Source organism: Edaphobacter flagellatus (genome assembly GCF_025264665.1).
Classification (GTDB): Bacteria; Acidobacteriota; Terriglobia; order Terriglobales; family Acidobacteriaceae; genus Edaphobacter; species Edaphobacter flagellatus.
Map to the genome: position 1 here is coordinate 2231206 of NZ_CP073697.1, position 16037 is coordinate 2247242.

A 16037-nucleotide genomic window follows, 5' to 3' on the forward strand; every position below is an offset into this window, starting at 1 on the left:
GCAGCAATGGTTACAGCGGTATATTTCCGTGTTTCTTCGGTGGATTCTTCTCGCGCTTTGTGGCCAGCATGTCGAGAGCCGTATTGAGCCGTCGCCGTGTCTCGCTGGGCCGAATCACTGCATCGATATAGCCGCGCTCTGCGGCGACGTAGGGGTTCGCGAACCGCTCGCGAAACTCCTCCACCTTCTCCCTGCGCGCCTCGGCCAGCACCTCGAGCTTCTGCTCTTCGCTCAGCGAAACTCCCTGCGGCATCACCGCCTCCGCGCGGCGCACCACAGCGTCCAGCTCGCGTTTGTAGACGATGTTGACCGCGCCCTCCGGCCCCATCACGGCGATCTCCGCCGTCGGCCAGGCGAGGTTCACATCCGTGCGCAGATGCTTCGAGCTCATCACGCAGTATGCCCCGCCATAAGCCTTGCGCGTGATCACCGTCAGCTTTGGTACCGTTGCCTCGGCGAAGGCATACAGCAGTTTCGCTCCATGACGAATAATGCCGCCGTGCTCCTGCCGCGTGCCGGGCATGAAGCCGGGCACATCCTCGAACGTAATCAGCGGAATATTGAAGGCATCGCAGAAGCGCACAAACCGCGCTCCTTTCACGCTTGCATCGATGTCGAGCACGCCGGCCAGCACCGCAGGCTGATTCGCCACAATGCCCACCGGACGCCCGTTCATGCGCGCGAACCCCACAACAAGATTGCGCGCAAAATGCTCCTGTACCTGGAACAAATAGCCATCATCGACGATGCGCGCGATGACATCGACCATGTCATACGGCTGATTCGACTCATCGGGAATAATCGTCTCCAGCGCAGCATCGGCCCTCGCCGGATCGTCACTCGTAGCGCGACGCGGAGGATCGTCGAGGTTGTTCGACGGAATGAAGCTCACCAGTTCGCGGATCATCGCCAGGCACTCGCGATCATCATGCGCCATAAAGTGAGCTACGCCGGAAATCTCATTGTGCGTCGTCGCGCCGCCCAGCGCGTCCTTCGTCACATCCTCATGGAGCACCGTCTTGATCACGTCCGGCCCCGTGACGAACATGTAGCTCGTCTTCTCCGTCATCAGCGTAAAGTCCGTGATCGCAGGCGAATACACCGCGCCACCCGCGCACGGACCTAAAATAGCCGAGATCTGCGGCACCACACCGCTCGCCAGCGTGTTACGAAGAAAGATATCCGTATATCCGGCAAGTGAGAGCACGCCCTCCTGAATGCGCGCGCCTCCCGAATCGTTCAGCCCGATCACCGGCGCGCCCACCTTCATCGCCATATCCATGATTTTGACGATCTTCGCGGCATTTGACTCCGACAGCGATCCGCCAAAAACCGTAAAGTCCTGAGCAAACACAAACACCACACGGCCATCGATACGTCCATGCCCGGTAATAAAGCCATCGCCGGGAACACGCTGCTCATCCATGCCGAAGTCCGACGCGCGGTGCGTCACGAACTTGTCCGTCTCCTCGAACGTTCCCTCATCCAGCAACAGATCAACGCGCTCCCGCGCCAAAAGCTTGCCGGCCTTTGCCTCACGCGCGCGCCGCTCCGGACCACCGCCCTCTTCGGCGATGGCATGACGCGCCGCCAGATCGGCAATACGTGTCTGTTGAGGCGTCGGCTTGTTGTGCGAAGTCGCGGGAGGTTCAGCAGCAGCCATGGTGAGCGATTTTAGCAATCGCGGCAGCTATCTGTATCCATAGAAAGAACTCCCGCCCGAAGAATGACCTTTCTGCTCTGCCGTACACAGGCAGGAGTGCTATTCTTTGGCGAAGGAAAGACGAAATGTTCAACATCCTGCTTGCGTGCCAGATCCTCACCCTTATCGCCGTCGTCGTCCTGCTGCTGCGCAGGCCACAGGCTCCTATGCAGGACCCGCGTCTGGCACAGATTCCCGATCAGCTCACGCGGCTCGACTCCCGCAATCAGGCGCTTGACGACAACATCCGCAACGCGTTCGGCCAGATGCGGCAGGAGATCGCCGCCGAGGCACAGCGCTCACGCGAGGCCAGCGATGCGTCCTTCGCCTCCCTGCGTACCGAGGTGACACGCAATATCGCTGAGCTGAGCCAGCTTCTGCAGACCGGCCTCACCGGCTTCCGGTCCGACAACAAGACCTCTGACGATATGCTGCGCAAGGCCGTGCTCGACCAGATGCAAGCGCTCTCGCAGCGCGTCACCTCGTTCACCTCCGAGACGAACGCACAGCACACCAATCTGCGTGAAGCCCTAAACGGCAAGCTCAACGAGCTAATGACCAGCAACACGGTGCTGCAGAACCAGCTTCGCGAAGCCGTCGAGCAGCGACTCAATAAGCTCAATGAAGACAACTCCAGCGAGCTTGAAAAAATGCGCCAGACGGTCGACGAGAAGCTGAACTCGACGCTGCAGGAGCGCCTGACGCAGAGCTTCGGCCAGGTCACCGATCAGCTCAACAAGGTGCATACCGGCCTCGGCGAGATGACCAAGCTCTCCGATGGCGTCAACGATCTCAGCCGCATCTTCAGCAATGTGAAATCACGCGGTGGCTTTGCCGAAGTGCAGCTCGGCATGCTGCTCGAGCAGATGCTCGCACCCAACCAGTTCATCCGCAACGCACGCGTCAAAGACGGCTCGCTTGAAGTAGTAGAGTTCGCCGTGCGCTTCCCCGGCCACTCCGGCGAGACGCTGCTGCCGATCGACGCCAAATTCCCGCGCGAAGACTGGGAGCGGCTCGAGAGCGCCTACGAGACCGGCAACGCCGATCAGATCGCCGCCGCCGGCCGCGCCTTCGAGCAGGCCATCCGCACCGAAGGCGACCGTATCTCGTCGAAGTACATCAACCCGCCCAAAACGACACCGCACGCCATCATGTTTTTGCCCACCGAGGGCCTCTATGCCGAGGTGATGCGCCGCGATGCGCTACAGGCCGAGGTGCAGTCGAAGTGCCGCGTCACTATCGCCGGGCCCAGCACGCTCTCCGCTATCCTCACCAGCTTCCAGATGGGTTTCCAGATGCTCGCTATTCAGGAGAAGGGCGACGAAGTCTGGAATGTTCTCGAAGGCGCCAAGAGAGAGTTTGGCAAATTCGAGGGACTGATGGACAAGATGGATAAACATGTCGGAACAGTCCAGAACACCATTCGCGACCTCGGCCAACGCACGCGCGCCATCAACCGGACACTCCGCGAGGTCGGCGAAACCAGTAAATCTCTGCCCGGCGCGCAGATGATCGACTTCGACCAGGCAGCCGGAATTACCACCTTCCTCGCTGCCTCGGGCGAGGACGATTGACAACGTGGATTTTCTGTTATTTTTAGCGGCCTGGCCTTGCTTTACACTCTACAGGACCGTCAGTATGCTTTAGATTGGTTTAGCGTTTCAGGCCCTCAGGCCCAGGCGCTACGTTTTGACCCAAAAGGTATATAGGAGAACGACATGGCAGCAGTTGATGAAAAGGTAAAGCAGATTATCGTCGAGCAGCTTCAGGTGGATGAGGCCGAAGTCACCCCCGGCGCAAGCTTCCAGGAGGACCTCGGTGCTGACTCCCTCGACGTGGTCGAGCTTGTCATGCAGTTCGAAGAGGCCTTTGACATCCAGATCCCTGACGAGGACGCCGAGAAGATCAAGACCGTCAAGGATGCTATCGACTACATCGAGAAAAACCAGAAAGCGGCAAAGTAAACATGCTTGAGCGTCGCGTCGTTGTAACCGGCCTCGGACTCATCTGCGGGGTCGGTAATACTGCGTCTGAAGTCTGGGATGGTCTCATGGCCGGCAAGAGCGGCATGGCCGAGATCACCGCCTTCGACCTTACCGGCCACCCGGTTCGGTTTGCAGCCGAGGTGAAGAACTTCGATCCGCTCCAGTTTGTCGAAAAGAAAGAGTCCCGCAAGATGGGACGTTTCATCCATTTCGCTCTGGCAGCTTCAGACGAAGCCATGAAGCACTCCGGCCTTCAGGTCACTCCTGAGGTTGCCGACCGCTTCGGCGTCCACATCGGCTCCGGTATCGGAGGATTCGACGTCATCGAGCGCGAGCACACGGCACTGATCAACGGCGGCCCGCGCAAGATCTCGCCGTTCTTCATCCCGGCCTCCATCGTGAACCTGGCAGCCGGGCACGTCTCGATCCGCTACAACGCCAAGGGACCGAACGAGGCGACGGCCACGGCCTGCACCTCGAGCGCGCACTCCATCGGCGATGCCTTTCGCATCATCCAGCGCGGCGATGCCGACGCCATGATCGCCGGAGGCACCGAAGCCGCCATCACGCCCATGGGCGTCGGCGGATTCGCCGCCATGAAGGCGCTCTCCACGCGCAATGACGACCCCACGCACGCCTGCCGGCCCTTCGATAAGGACCGCGACGGCTTCGTGGTCGGCGAAGGCGCGGGCATCCTCATCATGGAAGAACTCGAGTTCGCCAAGGCACGCGGCGCGAAGATTCTCGCCGAGGTCATCGGCTACGGCATGTCCGCCGATGCCTTCCACATGACCGGCATGGCTCCCGAGGGCGAGGGTTGCTTCCGCGCCATGAACGCCGCCCTTAAATCGGCGAACATCTCGCCGGACAAGATCGACTACGTCAACGCGCACGCCACCTCGACGCCACTCGGCGACGCGCTGGAGTCGCAGGCCATCGAGAATGTCTTTGGCGAACGCGCTAAAAACGGCACCCTGCTCGTCAGTTCCACCAAGTCCATGACCGGCCATCTTCTTGGCGGTGCAGGCGGACTCGAAGCAGGCATCACCATCCTCGCCATGCAGAACCAGATCGCGCCGCCGACGATGAATATCGTCGAGCTCGATCCGCAGTGCCGCCTGAACTACGTGCCCAACAAACCGCTGCCGGCAAAGATCGACTACGCCCTCTCGAACTCCTTCGGCTTCGGAGGAACGAACGGCTCGCTGGTCTTCAAGCGCTGGACAGAATAACCTGCAACTCAACTTCATCGATAAGGCACGGCTTTTTGGCCGTGCCTTTCGTTTTTGGCTGCCGGTTTAGTTTCCAGTTCCTGAAAGCTGGACGATATCCGGCGAACTGGCTGCGTTGCTCACGATCTGCAAACTGGCGCTTCTTGAACCTGAAGCAGTGGGAGAGAAGGAAACCCCAATGGAGCAGTTTGCTCCAGCCGCTACGGCATTCCCGCATGTGTTGCTTTCTATCAAGAAGTCTCCGGGATTCGCCCCCGCGAAGGAGACCGACGTAAGCGTCAGGCTCGCGTCTCCTGTATTCGTCAGCGTGATCGTCTGCGGAATAGAGATCGATCCCTGATTGCGCGCTGCAAATGTAAGAGAGGAAGTGGATAGGGAGGCTATCGGTACTCCTCCTGTCCCGCTGAGACTCAACAACGAATATTGTTGAGTAATCGTGTCGAGGACCATGAAGGTCGCGTTTTGTATACCCAGACTCGTGGGCTGAAAAGTGATATGGAACTGGCACGGAGTCTGTGAGCAGGACGTTGTGGATAGCACAAATGGAGTTGGGGGTGGGCTTGAAAAATAGTTGGTGATCGTGACAGGATCGCCACTAAAAGCTGTTACCGATATCGCTGAAGGCGAACTCTGCGACCCGACCTCAATGTTGCCGAAGTCGAAGCTGGACGGCGAAAGCACAGGAGACGTTGCAGCAGGAGCCTGCTTTACACAGGCAAGCGGAATCGACTGGGATGTGCCGGAGAGGCTATCCGTCACTGTGAGCGTTGCTGTCAGAGTTCCGAGAGCCGATGGCGTGCATCCAAGGTTCAGTGTGCAGCTTCCTCCCGTCGACAGATAACCACATCCGTTCGTTACCGAGAAATTGCCGGCATTCGCTCCAGTTATTGTCTGGCTGAGATTCAGCGCAGTGCTTCCGTTGTTTAGCAGGATCAGGTTCGCGCTCCCGCTGGCACCGAGCGGCGCACCCATCGTCACCGTCTCAGCATTTGCGCTAAACGAAGGTCCAGGCGGAAGCCCCGTGCCACTCAATGCGATATTGCCGTAGTTCGTAACCAGGGTTGCGGTCCGGGTGCCCGTTCCTCCAGGAGTAAATGTAATGTCAACCACGCATTGGTAATTCGTGACACATCCTCCCGATTCGTATTGAAGCGAAAAGTCGGACGCGTCCGGTCCAGTGATCGATGTGATCAATTGCGGAGCAGGGCTGTAGTAACTTCCTACATGTGCGCTCGCTGTTTGATACGGACTCGAAACACCAACCGCCCAGCTTCCAAAGTTAAGGGGAGCTGCAGAAAAATAGGCCGTGGCTATAGGCACGTTGATTCCGACACTCTGAGAACTGCCTGCTGAACTGGTTATCCCGAGGGAACCACTCTGCGCATTGGTATAAGTCAAAGCTGTAACCTGTACCGAGATGCTGCAGATCGACTGCGCGTCGAGCACCTGAGGACAGTTGTTCGTCTGCGACCCCACTGAACTCATCGAAATCTTGCCGATTGTGACTGGAGCGAGGCTCGAATTTGTCACAGTTACAGTCTGCGGAACACCTGCAAGGGTAAACGTCAGCGACGACGGAGAAAGGGTCAGAGGCGTACCGGATAACGCTATCCCACTCCCAGTCAACGGCACGAGTTGAGGAGAGTTTGCGCTGGTGCTATTGATCACCAGCGCAGCATTTCGTGGACCGGCTGCGGAGGGAGTAAACGTCACCGAAAGCGTACACGTATCTCCGGCCACCAGGTATGTTCCACAGCCTATCTCCGCAAAGTCGCTGCTATTGACCCCGGAAATCCCAAATGAACCCAGGCCGATCGTCTTACTACTTGTATTGGCAATCGTAACGGTCTGCGGATCAGAGGTGAACGAGACATAGGACGAGGGAAACGTCAGTGAATCAGGGCTGATCGATAGGCCTCCCCCTGCAACGATCAACTGGACGATGAAATCCGCGGGAGCCGCACTCAACAAGGGTTGAAATGGGCTAATCGGATTTACCAGCCCGAACAGAGTCGATATGTTCGCCTGGGGGTTGTTCGCAATATTCAACGCTGCCGCAATGGCATTCGCTGGAACGGTGCCAGTCGGGGGCGTTGCCGCACGCAGCAGCGTACCGCATGGCGAGCCATCGCCCGCCACGCCTCCTGCAGAGTTCACACAGACCGACAGAATATCGGCAAGCGTGTTGAGCAGTGGCACAGGAACTGTGGCTCCCGCTGGAACGTTCTGCCCAGGCGCAACTCCGGTCGACGGATTGACATACTGCGACGCAAGCGCAAATGCACTGGTCAGCGCTGCAGCATCTCCTGATGCCGACCCGATACTGCTGTACGAAGACATATACGGAGCCAGCGCCCACACCGCCGCTACCGTGGTCAGCTCGTTGGTGACAATAAATGTGGATGCGCTCAGGTTGCCGCACGCACCCAGAGCCGTCATCAAAGCCAGCGTCGGATTATTCGTTCCAGCCGCCATTCCCGGATTGCCGCCCGTCGCGACCAGATACACCAGCGACGAAGCCGAAGGACAGCTGTACTGCCCCGTGATGTTGAAAGCTCCGTTAGCATCCGTCGTCGCGGGAGTCGCCAGCAACGCAGTCGACGCTGAGCCATCGCCTGCCGTGCCTACTACATACAACTGAACGGTTGCCCCAGCTATAGGCTGGCTTCCACCGCGTACCAGCCCCTGTTTGTTGCTTCCACCCGGAGCAACGCTCGTGTCCACCATCTTCAGCGACGAACAACCTATGAAAAAAGCAAGGCTGCATAGGATAAAAACACTTACACCCAAACTGGATCGCAAACGGCTCATCGCATAACCTCCAGGCGCGAGCACAGCAATTGATTCAATCTTCAATTCACTTCAAAAAGGGATGCTGATGCACTCGAAGTATCCGTCGACCACGGACGGATTGCAAGATAATTGTGGACATCTCAAGAGTTACGGCACTGTTCCACCTTAGCTCGTTGCCACAGCGATCCCCACCATCACCACCAGACCGACCGCCCACCATCCCACAACGACAGCAGCAGCTTTGCCGCGCGGAACCTTCGCCACAATCGCCGTACCGATCACAAGCAGCACCAGGTTCCACAACCCGATCACGTCGAAGAAGCTGAGAAACACCTTCAGCCACGGTGCAGAATCTGGCATGTAGTACGCCAGGTTCGTTCCAACAGGGTTGCGCATGTCGTATGACTCTGCATTGCCGCCGAACAGCAGCGTGATAATCGACAGCAACCCCGTCAATAAGCGCGGCAGCCCCGCATACATCGAGACGGCGAACATCTGCCCATACGTCGTCCGCGCTCCCAGGCCAAAGTTGAAGCTCGCCCAGTAGAGCAGCGCAGCAATGCCCACAAAAATCAGAATGAAGGCAAACGAAGCATAGCTCGAATAGCGATAGCCAATGCCCATGCCATGCAGCCGTTGCGTCTTTTGCTCCGGCGTCAGTTCGTTAAACTGCTCCTCCTGCTTCGGATTCTGCTGAATCTGGTTCTCGGCCACGCGCTCAAAGCCGACATGCTTGTCGACGACAAACGAGTTTGCCATCGTCACAATCACCATCAGCACAAACGGCAGCCACCAGCTTGCGCTGCGCAGAATATCGGTAAACGTCTTCGTCGGAGCGACAAAGGTATCGACTACACGCTCCACTTCACTCAATCCCTCAACGGGAACGCTCGTCTCACTCACGTCGTCTCTCCTCAGATAACTGCCGTTCTGCGGGATTGTACCCATCTGCCGCTACAGCTTCCAAGCAGAAAGCTCACGAATCCTTCTCGTCCTTATGCTTCCGCTTCCACCACCACACCACCAGGCCTGCCGCAAAGGTGAATCCCGCACCGCCCGGAATCACATAGCTGAACCACTTCAGCGGATCGTGCTGGTAGTTCTCGACAATCATCGACCACAGCGACGGCACATCCACTTCCACCGTCGCGTCATACTCCGGCAGCTGCAACTCCGTCTTATTCGCATTGGGATACATCAGCGATCCCACAATCTTCAGCCGTTGGCTCACTCCCGACTTGTTCGGAGTCACCTTCCATGTCCACGTCGTCGCTCCATCGCTCGGCACAAACTTCACCGCATCGCCGTCCAGCGCAATCGTAAACGCGTCGGGATCATCCGCGATCAACTCCACCTTCATCCGCGGCGACTGCTTCAACACACCGCTTCCGGTCGCGCCTGCAAGCGACGCGCCTGCATCCTCATACCCATGAATCACCGCCGTGACCGTAGATGCCTCCTGCATCAGCATTCGCTGCGGCACCTTGTACTCAATCTTTCCCGGCTTCAGATTCTTGACCCACGTATCGACAGCCTCGGACTCTTTGTACTCATCCGGCGAGTGCGCTGGGCTGGCGTCGTTGTCGACTTTCTTCTCTTCCTGCGGCTTAGGCTCCGTGCTCGGTTTACCTGCTTCCTTCGGCACCGTTATAGGAGGCGGTGTCGGCTGAGGATGCGCTCCACCTCCAGCCAGGCCTCCTATGCCTCCTCCCATCGCAGGCGCATGTTCCTCCTGCGTCTGTGGCATAGGCATCGCCAACACACGCACTTCCATCACCTGCGAAGCGCTCCTGCCTGCGCTGTCCGTCGCCGTACAAATCACGCGGATCGTCCGCGGCGACAGCCCGGACGTTACCAGCTTCGCCTCCTCGCCACTCGGAATCAGATCGCCCGCATCTGCCGTGAAGCTGTAACGCAGCGGCAGGTTCTGCGCGCTGCGCCCATCCGCACGAATCGTCGCAACGCCTCCCGTAAACACGCTTACAGGATTCGCACTGCAACCCACGCTAACCAGCGGAATAGTTTCAATCGGTAGATGGACAGTGTCGGGGTGCTGCAAATGCGGCGGGTTCTGCGCAAAGCCGCGCGATGACGCACCCGTAAGCGCGACGACCGCCAGCATAACGATGCGAGAAGATAATCGTCGGACCACGAAACAGTCTCCACAGGGAAATCTGAACCTGGAACCTGAACCTGGAATCTGGACCCGAGACCCTTTGCCACCGCAGCTTACACTGCACGCCGCAAACTACTCAATCACAATCAGCGCCTCACCCGCGCCAACCGTTCCTTCCACCTCGACCGCAATCTTAGCCACGCGGCCGGCCTTCGGAGACTTCAGCTCGTTCTGCATCTTCATCGCCTCAATCACGATCACGCCCTGATGCTCCGCCACTTCGTCTCCCACCTCCACCAGCACCCGCACCACGCGTCCCGGCATGGGAGCCTTCACCGTACGCGGCCCCGCTGCTCCCTCGCCCGTGCCGCGCCGGCCACGCAGCGAACGCGGATCTTCGACGACAAACGGAAACCTGCGCCCACCGATAATTACTGCATCGCCATCCAGCAGACAGCGATACTGCCTGCCCTCCACCACCAACGACAACACGCCTGGCTCCGCTGCGCGCACGTCGGCCTTCACCGCGATGCCATCGACAGCGCATGCAAGCGCGCCGCCTGCAGCAGCCTCCGCTGGAAGCTCCACGCGCCGTTGTTTGCCTGCCACCTCCACCCACACGGTCATGTGCGCAAGCCCTCCCTGCGCCCCATAGCAGCCCAACGGCTCTCCACAGCGACAGCAGCCACTGTGCCACCATTCTGCCTCGCAGAAGAAGCAAGCAGCGCAGCCGCCAGTGCCACCACATCCTCAGGCACACGCGACGGCTCCTTCTCCGCCGGCTGCACCAACAATCGCTCCAGATATCCCGTATCGATCGCCGCCGAACGAAAATCTTCGTCCTCCAGAATCCTTCGGAACAACGCAATGTTCGTCCGGATGCCACCGACCACGTACTCATCCAGCGCACGCAGCATACGGTCGATCGCCACCTCGCGCGTCTCACCATACGCAATCAGCTTCGACAGCATCGGGTCGTACTCCAGCGGAACCGTCCAGCCCGTGTACACGCCGCAGTCCTCGCGAATGCCCGGCCCGCCCGGCTGCACCAGCCGCGTAATCAGCCCCGGCGAAGGAAAGAAGTTGTTCTCCGGGTCCTCCGCATAGATGCGGCATTCCACCGCATGCCCTCGCAGCTGCACCTCCTCCTGACGCAGCCACAGCGGCTCTCCCATCGCCACGCGCAACTGCATCCGAACCAGGTCCAACCCCGTCACCATCTCCGTCACCGGGTGCTCCACCTGCAGCCGCGTATTCATCTCAAGGAAGTAGAAGTTTTCGCCTGCATCCACGAGGAACTCCACCGTACCCGCATTCACATAACCTGCCGACAGAGCCAGCCGCACCGCGGCCTCGCCCATCCTGCGCCGTAGGTCCTCGCCAACCACCGCCGACGGAGCTTCCTCGATCACCTTCTGGTGCCGCCGCTGCACACTGCACTCGCGCTCACCCAGGTAAATGCAGTTGCCGTGCATGTCGGCCATCACCTGCACCTCGATATGCCGCGGCCGCTCAATCAGTTTTTCGAGATAGACCTCACCCGAGCCGAAGCTTCTCTCCGCCTCACTGCTCGCCGCCGTAAACGCGCCCGGAAGCTCCGCCGCGGACCGCACCGCGCGCATTCCCTTGCCGCCTCCGCCCGCCGCAGCCTTCAGCATCACCGGATACCCGATACCCTCCGCAACGCGCAGAGCCTCCTCCACCGACGGCAAACCCGTCACACTCCCGGGAACCCTCGGCATCGACGCCGCATCCGCCGCCTGCCGCGCCTTCGTCTTCGATCCCAGGGCGCCCATCGCACTCGCCGGCGGACCGATAAATGTCACACCCGCAGTTGCACATGCATCCGCGAACTCCGCATTCTCCGACAGAAAACCGTAGCCAGGATGAATCGCATCCGCCCCCGCACGGCGCGCCACATCCAGAATCAGATCGCCGCGCAGATAGCTCTCCGTCGCCGGTCCCGGCCCCAGCCGGTACGCCTCATCCGCATAACTCACATGCAGCGCCGCGCGGTCCACGTCGGAATACACCGCAACCGTAGCCAGCCCCATCTCGCGGCACGCACGCATCACGCGCAGCGCAATCTCACCCCGGTTTGCGACCAACACTTTTTTCATAGAACCACAGGCGGGAATTCTATCGCACCCGCGCAAAGACGAATGCAACAATCTCCCTCGCCACCCATCAATCGCATTCGAACGAAGAAGCACACAACGAGAAGGCCTCCCGTTTGGGAGGCCTTCTCTTGAAGCATCGAAGTGAACGAAGCAACTAGTTCAGCGTTACGCCGCCACTAGTCTTCTCTTCCTTCTTCTTCTCATTCTCCTTGCGAGCGCCCATCGACTTCTGGCTCCACTCATCGGCCTTCGCCAGATCCGCCTTGCGCGCGTTATCATCGCCGCAATCCAGATCGGCCTTCCGGCGATAGGTAAGGTTCAGGTACGACATCGCATCGTCATAGTTCGGGTTGATCTCGACGGCCTTGTTCAGATACTCGAGGCCCTCGGTCACCAGAGCTGAGTTCTGATCCTGCAGCTTCTGGCACGCGCCCTTGCTCTTCTTTACGTTGCCGTTGCCGTCGTCGGTCATGCCATCGGCAGCAAGAATCGTGCGCGCGTTCTGGTACGCCTGCATCCAGTCCACGACACCCACCGTGTAGTAAGCCTCCGCTGCCTTCGGATCGAGCGCGATCACCTTCTTCTGGTACTCCTTCGCCTCAGGCAGCTTCTTCGTGTTGAAGTAGATCGAAGCGATCTGCTTCAACGCACCCACATCGTTGGGGTCCTTGGCCAGAATCTCCTGGAAGCCATCGAGCGCCTTCTTGGCAGTCGCAAGGTTCTCCGGCGAATCGAGGTTCGGAACCACCTGGTAGGAATAAGCCGTCGCAAGGTAGAGCTTGGCCTGATCGTAGCTTGGGTCAAGCGCAATCGATTGCTGGAAGTGGTTCACTGCCTCTTCATAACGCGCATTCTTGAAGGCCTGCACGCCCTTCGTAAGCTGGTCACGCGCTTTCAAGCGGTTGCACCCGGTTACAGAAACTAGCATGAGCGCCAGCAAAGCAGCCGTAACCGGAATCCGTGCGGTCAATTTCATGGGACGTGGTATCTCCTTCAAATGGGCGCGTATCTTCAGACGGGAATCATAAACCAACAACAGCAGTTTTCGTCTTGCGGGTTGATTGTAACGGTATACCGCCCCGTATGACCAGAGGCGAACAGCTTATTCCTGGCGATAAATTCCAATCGCCCTTCAAATTTCACCTGATCGTCAAATGGCTCGAAAGAGAATCCAGGTTGGGTTCCATTAGACCATCACAAACCGGCATTTTCACTCATAAAATTCGATCGGGCGGCCAAAGCTCCGACCGCCCGATGGAGAATCACTGTTCCATGCAGACTGCTACTGCCCAGCCTCAACACGAGGCGTGATCAGACCGATGTTGTCAACGCCGGCCTGATGGCCATAGTCGATCACTTCAGCAATCTTGCTGAAGTCAAGGTCTTTGTCGCCCTTTACGAACATCACCTTCTCCTGCCGGGACGCGAAGATCTCCGCCAGCTTCGGCTCAATGTCCGTTTTGTTGAACGCCGTCTCATTGATCTTGTACGAAGGCGCACCAGCTCCGTTCGACTGTACCTGCACCACGATCGTGCGGTCGTTCGGCTGATCCTGCGTCTTGTTCTTCGGGGGCTGGGGCACCAGCGTATCCAAACCCTTCGGCGTCACCGGCACAATGACCATGAAGATGATCAACAGCACCAGCAGCACATCGATCAGCGGAGTTACGTTAATCTCCGAGACCGCTCCACCGTGACTTCCACCGCCCATTCCCATAACGAATTCTCCTGAATATTCTCACTGCCTCCGTCTACTAACTACTTATGAGTAGATCGAAGGCTTACTTCTTCGGGGTCTCCGCCTGCTCGCGCTTCTCGGTCAGCAGTCCAAGCTGGCTGACACCGGCTGCACGAACACCGTCGACGGCGTCCATCACCTTGCCATAATTGGCGCGGGCATCGGCACGCATATAAACCTGTTTGTTGGTCTTGTTCTCCAACTTCGCCGCAATCTTCGGTCCCAGATCGTCCAGCGTCACCTGGTCACCGCCGAGGAACGTGCGTCCGTCCCGCGTCACCGCAACCGTCACGGCGTCTTCCTTGTTCGCGTCTTCCATCACCGTCGCCGAATCCGTCTTCGGCAGATCGACGTTGACTTTGTTGTTCAGCATGGGCGTGATGACCATGAAGATAATCAGGAGCACCAGCATGACGTCCACCATCGGAGTCACGTTGATATTCGAATTTACCTTTCCGCCCTCATCCCGCTTTGAGATACCCATAAGCTTATGCTCCGTCCGGCTCTGCCGTATTCGCTGCTCCACCCCCTAAGGGGCTTCGCCTGCTCCTGCCTTCGAATCCGGGCCTTTCTGCCTCTCCGAACATCGCATATGTTCGGAGAGGCCTCAGGCTGTGATTCTCGCAGGATACTGATCTAATGCGCCTCTCCAAAAGAGAGGCCGCGGCTTACCGGTGGCTCTGCTTGATGAAGTAGTCCACCAGCTCCGACGAGCTGTTGTCCATCTCCACGTCGAAGGCCTCAACCTTGTTGGTGAAGTAGTTGAAGGTCATAACAGCCGGGATGGCGACGAGCAGACCGAAAGCGGTCGTAACCAGAGCTTCCGAGATACCGCCGGCGACTGCGCCGATACCCGAGGTCTTCTGCGTTGCGATCTGCTGGAAGGCGTTCAGAATGCCGACGACGGTGCCGAACAGGCCGATAAACGGAGCCGTCGAACCGATCGTAGCCAGGCCACCCAGGCCGCGCTTCAGCTTCGCGTGAACGATAGCCTCAGAACGCTCCAGAGCGCGCTGCGAGCTCTCGATCTGCGCATCGGTGATCGCGCCACCGGAACCGAAGCTGCGAAACTCCTGCAGACCGGCGGTGACAACCTCGGCGAGGTGCGACTTCTTGAAGCGGTCGGCAACCTTGATCGCCTCATCCAGACGGCCGTCCTTCAGAGCGCCTGCAACCTTGGGAGCAAACTCGCGCGACTGCTTACGAGCATTCGAGAAATACAGGGCGCGGTCGATGATCACAGCCAGCGACCAGATCGACATGATGAACAGGATGATGACGACGGCGCGGGCCAGATTGCCCATGTTGGCCCAGAGCTGGAGCGGGCTGAAGCCAACCTGCTGCTCCTGGAAGAACAATGCCAGCGAAGTGGGTACATGAGCGATATTTGAGAGATGAGCGAGAATCACAGAACTTCCTCCTGATTTGAAACTCTAACCTTCGTATTTCCAGGTCGATACTCCACAAAAGGGTGATGCTTCCTGTAGAGTCTTTCGACGCAAAGCGAGATCGTTGTTGTCGTCGGATCGGACCGCCTCGCCATGAGGCGGCCCCGGACCAAAAAATTAGCCGCCGAAGTTGAAGTTGACCGTGATCGTCGTCTCCACCTCAGTGGGGTCGCCGTTCAGGATGTAGGGCTTGTACCGCCATTGCCGCACAGCGTCCAGAGCTGCGTTCTGCAGCATCTGAGGTCCGCTGACCACCTCAAGGTTCTTAATCGTGCCTTCCTTGGAGATGATCGCGTGCAGAACCACGGCGCCGGAGACGTGCGCGGCCTTCGCAATCGGAGGATAGACCGGCTTCGGCTGCGAGATCGCATTACCGGCAACCACACCGCTCGATACGCGAACCGGGCCTTTGGGCTTCTCAACCGCCTTCACGACCGGAGCCGGAGCGTTGCCCAGTCCACCCATCACGCCGCCAGGAACACCCGAGCCCGAGCCCATGCCGGCCATACCTGCCACACCGGCCATCTGCGGAGGAGGCGCAGCCTCTTCCTTCAGCATCTTGATGTCCTTGGGAATCTTGGTCGGAGCATGCAGACCCTGGTCGATCTCAGAAACCATCTTGATCGGCTTGACGATCTGTGCTGGCGGAGGGGGCGGTGGTGGGGGCGGCGGAGGCGGCGGGGCCGTCAGCATGGCCGTCATCGCCGTCTTCGGCAGAGCCTCAGGGTACAGCAGCGGAATCAGGATCATCGTACCCAGAATCGCGGCGTTGAAAATAAACGTGCCGATCATCCAGTACTTCGATTTCGTCTTGATCTTACCGCCGGACTCCATCAATGAATCTTCAAACATATCCAGCCTCGTCAGTAGAGCTATTCGACTATAGACACCACAGCTTTTGCG

The 16037-nt window shown here is 58.8% G+C and carries 14 protein-coding genes; 3 read left to right on the forward strand and 11 right to left on the reverse strand.

The annotated features are described in order from the left end of the window. Nucleotides 1-10: 10 nt before the first annotated feature. On the reverse strand, nucleotides 11-1663 hold the full coding sequence (locus KFE13_RS09280; protein WP_260702826.1) for an acyl-CoA carboxylase subunit beta: 1653 nt from the start codon (nucleotides 1661-1663) through the stop codon (nucleotides 11-13). 125 nt (nucleotides 1664-1788) lie between these two features. Between KFE13_RS09280 and rmuC the strand changes: the two genes are divergently transcribed. The 3 genes from rmuC (at nucleotide 1789) to fabF (ending at nucleotide 4919) form a co-directional block, all read left to right on the forward strand. Further along, nucleotides 1789-3276 (forward strand): DNA recombination protein RmuC, encoded by a 1488-nt coding sequence (gene rmuC, locus KFE13_RS09285; protein ID WP_260702827.1) that lies wholly within the window; start codon nucleotides 1789-1791, stop codon nucleotides 3274-3276. 144 nt (nucleotides 3277-3420) lie between these two features. Next, nucleotides 3421-3666, forward strand: a complete 246-nt coding sequence (locus tag KFE13_RS09290) for an acyl carrier protein (RefSeq protein WP_260702828.1) — start codon at nucleotides 3421-3423, stop codon at nucleotides 3664-3666. Nucleotides 3667-3668: 2 nt separating this feature from the next. Further along, a complete protein-coding gene (gene fabF / locus KFE13_RS09295) occupies nucleotides 3669-4919 on the forward strand; it encodes a beta-ketoacyl-ACP synthase II (protein ID WP_260702829.1) in 1251 nt (416 codons plus the stop codon). Between the two features lie 66 nt (nucleotides 4920-4985). Here fabF and KFE13_RS09300 read toward each other — a convergent pair whose 3' ends face one another. The 10 genes from KFE13_RS09300 to KFE13_RS09345 form a co-directional block, all read right to left on the reverse strand. Beyond that, a complete protein-coding gene (locus KFE13_RS09300) occupies nucleotides 4986-7646 on the reverse strand; it encodes a choice-of-anchor D domain-containing protein (protein ID WP_260702830.1) in 2661 nt (886 codons plus the stop codon). A 231-nt stretch (nucleotides 7647-7877) separates the two neighbouring features. After that, nucleotides 7878-8615 carry a Yip1 family protein gene (locus tag KFE13_RS09305; RefSeq protein WP_260702831.1) on the reverse strand — a complete coding sequence of 246 codons (738 nt, stop codon included), beginning with the start codon at nucleotides 8613-8615 and terminating at the stop codon, nucleotides 7878-7880. Nucleotides 8616-8688: 73 nt separating this feature from the next. Then, nucleotides 8689-9864, reverse strand: a complete 1176-nt coding sequence (locus KFE13_RS09310) for a hypothetical protein (protein ID WP_260702832.1) — start codon at nucleotides 9862-9864, stop codon at nucleotides 8689-8691. 96 nt (nucleotides 9865-9960) lie between these two features. After that, nucleotides 9961-10455 (reverse strand): biotin/lipoyl-containing protein, encoded by a 495-nt coding sequence (locus tag KFE13_RS18600; protein ID WP_313900633.1) that lies wholly within the window; start codon nucleotides 10453-10455, stop codon nucleotides 9961-9963. Then, nucleotides 10452-11948: an acetyl-CoA carboxylase biotin carboxylase subunit gene (gene accC, locus KFE13_RS09320; RefSeq protein ID WP_260702833.1), complete on the reverse strand. Its 1497-nt coding sequence runs from the start codon at nucleotides 11946-11948 to the stop codon at nucleotides 10452-10454. Before accC ends, KFE13_RS18600 begins: the two co-directional genes overlap by 4 nt. A gap of 154 nt (nucleotides 11949-12102) precedes the next feature. After that, on the reverse strand, nucleotides 12103-12924 hold the full coding sequence (locus tag KFE13_RS09325) for a tetratricopeptide repeat protein (RefSeq protein ID WP_260702834.1): 822 nt from the start codon (nucleotides 12922-12924) through the stop codon (nucleotides 12103-12105). A gap of 306 nt (nucleotides 12925-13230) precedes the next feature. Further along, nucleotides 13231-13665 (reverse strand): ExbD/TolR family protein, encoded by a 435-nt coding sequence (locus KFE13_RS09330; RefSeq protein WP_260702835.1) that lies wholly within the window; start codon nucleotides 13663-13665, stop codon nucleotides 13231-13233. Between the two features lie 64 nt (nucleotides 13666-13729). Further along, the gene (locus KFE13_RS09335; protein WP_260702836.1) at nucleotides 13730-14170 is read right to left on the reverse strand and encodes an ExbD/TolR family protein; all 441 of its coding nucleotides are present in this window, start codon (nucleotides 14168-14170) and stop codon (nucleotides 13730-13732) included. Nucleotides 14171-14354: 184 nt separating this feature from the next. Further along, nucleotides 14355-15095 (reverse strand): MotA/TolQ/ExbB proton channel family protein, encoded by a 741-nt coding sequence (locus KFE13_RS09340; protein WP_260702837.1) that lies wholly within the window; start codon nucleotides 15093-15095, stop codon nucleotides 14355-14357. A gap of 156 nt (nucleotides 15096-15251) precedes the next feature. Beyond that, entirely contained in the window at nucleotides 15252-15986 is a 735-nt protein-coding gene (locus KFE13_RS09345; protein ID WP_260702838.1) for an energy transducer TonB, read from the reverse strand. Between the last annotated feature and the right edge of the window lie 51 nt (nucleotides 15987-16037).

Coding starts and splice junctions, on each gene's coding strand:
- KFE13_RS09280 (WP_260702826.1), bottom strand. CDS start 1,663: ATGGCTGCTGCTGAACCTCCCGCGACTTCGCACAACAAGCCGACGCCT.
- rmuC (WP_260702827.1), top strand. CDS start 1,789: ATGTTCAACATCCTGCTTGCGTGCCAGATCCTCACCCTTATCGCCGTC.
- KFE13_RS09290 (WP_260702828.1), top strand. CDS start 3,421: ATGGCAGCAGTTGATGAAAAGGTAAAGCAGATTATCGTCGAGCAGCTT.
- fabF (WP_260702829.1), top strand. CDS start 3,669: ATGCTTGAGCGTCGCGTCGTTGTAACCGGCCTCGGACTCATCTGCGGG.
- KFE13_RS09300 (WP_260702830.1), bottom strand. CDS start 7,646: ATGGTGGACACGAGCGTTGCTCCGGGTGGAAGCAACAAACAGGGGCTG.
- KFE13_RS18600 (WP_313900633.1), bottom strand. CDS start 10,455: ATGACCGTGTGGGTGGAGGTGGCAGGCAAACAACGGCGCGTGGAGCTT.
- accC (WP_260702833.1), bottom strand. CDS start 11,948: ATGAAAAAAGTGTTGGTCGCAAACCGGGGTGAGATTGCGCTGCGCGTG.
- KFE13_RS09325 (WP_260702834.1), bottom strand. CDS start 12,924: ATGAAATTGACCGCACGGATTCCGGTTACGGCTGCTTTGCTGGCGCTC.
- KFE13_RS09330 (WP_260702835.1), bottom strand. CDS start 13,665: ATGGGAATGGGCGGTGGAAGTCACGGTGGAGCGGTCTCGGAGATTAAC.
- KFE13_RS09335 (WP_260702836.1), bottom strand. CDS start 14,170: ATGGGTATCTCAAAGCGGGATGAGGGCGGAAAGGTAAATTCGAATATC.
- KFE13_RS09345 (WP_260702838.1), bottom strand. CDS start 15,986: ATGTTTGAAGATTCATTGATGGAGTCCGGCGGTAAGATCAAGACGAAA.